Source organism: Nesterenkonia sp. F, assembly GCF_000220985.1.
In the GTDB taxonomy this organism is placed as follows: domain Bacteria; phylum Actinomycetota; class Actinomycetes; order Actinomycetales; family Micrococcaceae; genus Nesterenkonia.
Map to the genome: position 1 here is coordinate 1 of NZ_AFRW01000011.1, position 5,031 is coordinate 5,031.

The 5,031-nt window shown below is 69.8% G+C and carries 4 protein-coding genes; 3 read left to right on the forward strand and 1 reads right to left on the reverse strand.

Features of this window, described 5'->3' with window-relative positions:
* Nucleotides 1-1,188: alpha-amylase family glycosyl hydrolase (locus GU5_RS0100665; RefSeq protein WP_029513892.1), on the reverse strand; the 1,188-nt coding region annotated here is incomplete at its 3' end.
* Between the two features lie 234 nt (nt 1,189-1,422).
* On the opposite strand from GU5_RS0100665, the gene GU5_RS0100670 reads away from it, so the two are divergent.
* The 3 genes from GU5_RS0100670 to GU5_RS13270 all read left to right on the forward strand — a co-directional run.
* Complete coding sequence (locus GU5_RS0100670) at nt 1,423-2,682, forward strand: maltose ABC transporter substrate-binding protein (RefSeq protein WP_010523655.1); 1,260 nt, start codon at nt 1,423-1,425, stop codon at nt 2,680-2,682.
* A 2-nt stretch (nt 2,683-2,684) separates the two neighbouring features.
* Complete coding sequence (locus tag GU5_RS0100675) at nt 2,685-4,364, forward strand: ABC transporter permease subunit (RefSeq protein WP_029513893.1); 1,680 nt, start codon at nt 2,685-2,687, stop codon at nt 4,362-4,364.
* 1 nt (nt 4,365) lies between these two features.
* On the forward strand, nt 4,366-5,031 hold a 666-nt coding region (locus GU5_RS13270; protein ID WP_010523657.1), incomplete at its 3' end, for a sugar ABC transporter permease.

Below are 5,031 nucleotides of genomic sequence, written 5' to 3' on the forward strand. Positions count from 1 at the left end.
TAGGCCGAGTCCCGGCAGCGCGAGCATCAGCGCAGTGGCCGCGCGGCCCCGGCGCAGCGCCTGCTCCGGGTCTGGAAGCCCCGGGAAGTCGGGGCCGATCCCCTCGCCCTGCGGGTTCTCGGCGGTCAGCCCCAGTCGAGTGGCATGACGGACGACGTCGTGGTTGGACAGCACCCAGGTGCTCGGCGCTCCCGCCGAGGAGAAGGCCCCCAGCGAGTCGTCGATGACTTCGCGCAGGGCCTCGGCTCGCCAGGGGGTCTCCAGGTAGTGGAAGTTGAAGGTCTGGTGCATCTCGTCGGGCCGGACCCACAGCGCCGTCTTCGCGATCGTCGAGACCCAGGCTTCGCCGCAGAGCGCCCGGTCGCCGTCGTACTCGTCGAGCACCCGGCGCCAGTCGCGCAGGATCTCGTGCAGCCCCGGCTGCTCCCAGTACGGCGCGGGCGCGCCCTCGCCGCCCATCGAACCGGACGCGGGACCCGTCCGATAGTCCGGGAAGGCGGGGTCCTTGACCAGCCCGTGCGCGACGTCGACGCGGAAGCCGTCGACGCCGCGGTCCAGCCAGAAGCGCAGGATGCGGCGGAACTCCTCCCAGACCGCGGGGCTCTGCCAGTTGAAGTCCGGCTGGGAGGCGTCGAAGAGGTGCAGATACCACTGGCCGGGCCGGCCGTCGGGCTCGGTGATCCGCGTCCAGGCCGGGCCGCCGAAGACCGACTCCCAGTCCGTGGGCGGCAGCTCGCCGTCGGAGCCGCGACCGTCGCGGAAGTGGAAGCGCTCGCGCTCCGCCGAGCCCTCAGCGGCGGCCAGCGCCCGCCGGAACCACGGGTGTTGGGCCGAGCAGTGGTTGGGCACCAGGTCCACGATGATCCGCAGCCCGCGGGCATGCGCCGCGGCGACGAGGGCGTCGAAGTCCTCCAACGTGCCGAACAGCGGGTCCACGGCACAGTAGTCGGCGATGTCATAGCCGGCATCGGCCTGCGGCGAGACCATGAACGGGCTCAGCCAGAGGGCGTCGACGCCGAGCTCCGCCACGGCGTCGAGCCGAGCAGTGAGGCCGGGCAGGTCGCCCACGCCGTCGCCGTCGCCGTCGGCGAAGGACCGTGGATAGATCTGGTAGATCACCGCCGACCACCACCACGGGCGGCCAGTGCTCGCGTCGACGTCAGGCTGTGCAGGGCTGCAAGGCGTCATGGAGGTATCTTAGAGCAATCGGTTCCATAACGCACGACGCCGGCCGAGAAGACTACCGAAGCTGCGCATGATGCCTGCTCCAGCAGGAATCAGTCGTCCGATGCCCTGCGCGGAGCATTCGGAACATGTGCTTGCGCCCCATCTTTCTCCCGGTCATACTGGAACCGCTTGCAGTGATCCGCATCACTCCGCTCGCTGCCAGCGCCGCACTGTCACCAGAGAGGACGCACCATCATGATGGGGAACGCCAGATCAGCCACCAGCCTCACCGCCGCCCTCGCGGGCGGGGCCCTGCTGCTGACCGCCTGCGGCGGCGGCACTGACACCTCCGCGGCCGACGAGTCGTCCTCGGGCGACGGGTCCCAGGCGCAGGGCAGCCTGACTGTCTGGGTTGACGCCGACCGCGCCGAGGTCCTGCAGGATGCCGCCGCGGACTTCACCGACGAATCCGGCATCGACGTCGAGCTGGTGCAGAAGGACTTCGCCGAGATCCGCGACCAGTTCGTCTCGCAGGTGCCCACCGGCGAGGGCCCGGACATCGCCGTCGGCGCCCACGACTGGCTCGGCACGCTGGTCACCAACGGGGTCGCCGCCCCGATCGAGCTCGGCGACACCGCCGGCGACTATCAGCAGGTGACCGTCGACGCATGGACCTACGAGGGCCAGACCTACGGGCTGCCCTACTCGATGGAGAACATCGCGCTGTTGCGCAATTCCGAGCTCGCCCCCGAGGCCCCCGGCTCGTACGACGAGATGATCAGCATGGGCGAGGAGTCCGGCGCCGAGTACCCCTTCGTCGTCGGCCTGGACCCCAATGAGGCGGACCCGTACCACCTCTACCCCTTCCAGACTTCCTTCGGCGCCGATGTCTTCGGCACCGACGACGCCGGCGCCTACGACCCGGAGGAGCTGACCATCGGCGACGCCGGCGGCGTGGAGTTCGCCTCCTGGCTCGCCGAGCAGGGCGAGGCCGAGGTGCTGAACACCTCCATCGACGGCGACCTGGCGCTGGAGACCTTCTCCGCCGGCGACTCGCCCTTCCTGCTCACCGGCCCGTGGAACGTCCCTGCCGCCCAGGAGGCCGGCATCGACGTGCAGGTCGACCCGATCCCCGCCCCCGGCGACGAGCCGGCCCAGCCGTTCGTCGGCGTGCAGGGCTTCTTCCTCTCGGCCAAGAGCGAGAACGTCGTCGCCGCGACGACCTTCCTGACCGACTACGTCGGCTCGGCCGAGGTGCAGACCGCTCTCTACGAGACCGGCGGACGCGCGCCGGCGCTGACCGAGTCCTTCGACGCCGCCGTTGAGTCCGACGAGATCGTCGCCGGCTTCGGTGAGGTCGGGGCCGAAGCCGTCCCGATGCCCAGCATCCCCGAGATGGGCGCCGTCTGGGAGCACTGGGGCACCGCCGAGGCCGCCGTCATCGACGGCGAGGGCGACCCCGAGGACCTCTGGACCCGGATGGCCGAGGACATCCAGTCCTCGATCGACGAGTGATCATGAGCACGCTCTCCACGACTCCTGCCGACACCGACCCCTCGTCCGCGTCCGGATCCGCGTCCGGGGCGTCATCCGAGCCGCCGACCCGGCGGCCGGGCGACGGCCGGTCGCGGCGGGCGGGCCGACTCGCCGAGGCCGCCTCCGTCGGTTGGAAGATGCTGCTGGTCAAGATCCTCGCGCTCGGCGCCCTCGACGCCGTGGCCGTCTACGCGGCGATGGTGCTCTTCACCGGGGACGAGCCGCTGGCCGCCGGGCTGGTGGTCGCCGTCGCCGGACTCCTCACCTGGATCTACCTGCGTCGCGGGGCCCTGCCGGCGAAGTACCTGGCGCCCGGGGTGTTCTTCCTGGTCATCTTCCAGATCTTCATGGTCCTGTACTCGGGATACGTCGCGTTCACCAACTACTCCACCGGGCACAACAGCTCGAAGGAGGACGCGATCGAAGCGATCATGCTCCAGAACCAGGAGCGGGTCCCCGACTCGCCGACCTACCCGCTCACCGTCGCCGAGCGCTTCGGCCAGCTGAGCTTCGCCGTCGTCGACCCCGCCGACCCCGACGGTCAGGTGCTGGTCGGCACGGCCGAGCAGCCGCTGCGGCCCGCCGACGACGCCGCCGTCGAGGGCGGGGAGATCGTCGCGCTCGGCGGCCACGACATTCTGGACTTCGGCGAGCGGATCGAGCGCCAGGAGGAGATCACCGAGCTGGCGGTGCCCTTCGGAGAGGATCCGAACGACGGCGTGCTCCGCACCCAGGACGCCCAGTCGGCCTACCAGTACGTCTCGCAGTACGTGTATGACGAGTCCGCCGACACGATGACGAACACCGACACCGGCACCGTCTACGTCGACGAGGGCGACGGCGCGTTCGTGTCCGCGGTGGGCGAGGAGCTGATGCCCGGCTGGCGGATCGCCGTCGGGCTGGACAACTTCCTCCGCGCGGCCACCGACTCCAGCATCCGCGGCCCGCTGGTCTCGGTGACGCTGTGGACCTTCGCCTTCGCGTTCCTCTCCGTGGCGACCACCTTCGTGCTCGGGCTGTTCCTGGCGGTGGTGTTCAACGACCCCCGGATGCGCAGCCGACGCTACTACCGGCTGATCATGATCCTGCCCTACGCCTTCCCCGGGTTCCTCTCGGCGCTGGTCTGGGCGGGCATGCTCAACGAGGAGTTCGGCTTCATCAACGACGTGCTGCTGGGCGGGATGCAGATCCCCTGGCTGACCGACCCGTGGCTGGCCAAGGCCAGCATCCTGCTGGTGAACCTCTGGCTGGGCTTCCCCTACATGTTCCTGGTCTGCACCGGCGCGCTGCAGGCGCTGCCCGAGGATCTGACCGAGGCCGCGCAGATGGACGGAGCCAAGCCCTTCCAGGCGTTCCGGCTGATCAAGCTGCCGCTGCTGCTGGTCTCGCTGGCGCCGCTGCTGATCTCGGCCTTCGCGTTCAACTTCAACAACCTCACGCTGGTGTACATGCTCACCGGCGGCGGCCCGCGCGACATCGAGGCCGGGGTGAACGCCGGAGCCACCGACATCCTGATCACCCTGGTCTACAAGGTCGCCTTCGTCGGCGCCGACCGGGACTACGGACTGGCCAGCGCCTTCGCGATCCTCATCTTCCTGCTGGTCGGCACTGTGTCGGTCATCGCCTTCCGCCGCACCAAGTCCCTCGAGGAGCTGAACTGAGATGACCACCGCCCCCGCCTCGGTCCCCCCGGAGACCCCGACCTCGACCCCGGCCCCGACCTCAGCGCGCCGGCGGGACGTCGTGCACCGCCGCCCCGCCCGGGTCTGGTGGCGCCAGACCGGCTGGCGCCACCTGGTGGGTGCGGCGATCGTGGTGTTCTCGGTGTTCCCGCTGGTCTACGTGCTCTCGGCCTCGCTGAGCTCCGGCGGCACGCTGATCACCGCGAACACGCTGTTCTCCGAGGTCAGCCTGGACAGCTACGTCGAGCTCTTCGATCGGCCGCAGCAGCCCTACGCCGCCTGGTTCGGCAACACGCTGTTCATCGGGCTGACCGCCTCGGCCGGCAGCGTGCTGCTCGGCGCGCTGGCCGCCTACGCGTTCTCCCGGATGCGCTTCACCGGTCGGCGCATCGGCCTGATCAGCCTGCTGCTGGTGCAGATGTTCCCGCAGCTGCTGGCGATGGTGGCCATCTTCCTGCTGATGCTGACCATCGGCGAGGTCTTCCCCGCCATCGGGGTCAACAGCCAGGTCGGCCTGATCTTCGTCTACCTGGGCGGTGCGCTGGGGGTGAACACCTATCTGATGTACGGGTTCTTCAACACCATCCCCACCTCCATCGACGAGGCCGCCCGCATCGACGGCGCCGGCCATGCGCGGATCTTCTTC